Below are 366 nucleotides of genomic sequence, written 5' to 3'. Positions count from 1 at the left end.
GGCTTTGTTGCACAAACCTATCGTTAAGGGCTTATTCCACAATATAATTTTCAAATGAATAAGCCCACACCTAAAATTTACCGTACTCTCAATTGGTCTACATACAACCGCGCACTTATTAATCGTGGAAATATTGCCATTTGGTTTGATTCAAAAACCCAGTGGTATGCACAAGCAAAAGGCAAACAAGGTCGAAATCAAACTTATTCTGATGTAGCAATCCAATGTTGCCTAATGATTAAATCCCTATTTCGTCTCTCTTTACGTATTGTCACTGGCTTTGTTCAAAGTCTAATTAAACTTTGCGGATTAGATTGGACAGCACCAGATTACAGTACGCTTTGTAGAAGACAAAAGCATATTGAT

1 protein-coding gene is annotated in these 366 nt (G+C 36.9%); it reads left to right on the top strand.

From position 1 onward, the window contains the following. Positions 1-54: 54 nt before the first annotated feature. A partial coding sequence (locus OKC24_RS19985; RefSeq protein ID WP_265466325.1) for a transposase occupies positions 55-366 on the top strand: 312 nt, incomplete at its 3' end.

Source organism: Acinetobacter entericus (assembly GCF_026168575.1).
In the GTDB taxonomy this organism is placed as follows: Bacteria; Pseudomonadota; Gammaproteobacteria; order Pseudomonadales; family Moraxellaceae; genus Acinetobacter; species Acinetobacter bouvetii.
This window is presented reverse-complemented; position numbering and strand designations above follow the sequence as displayed.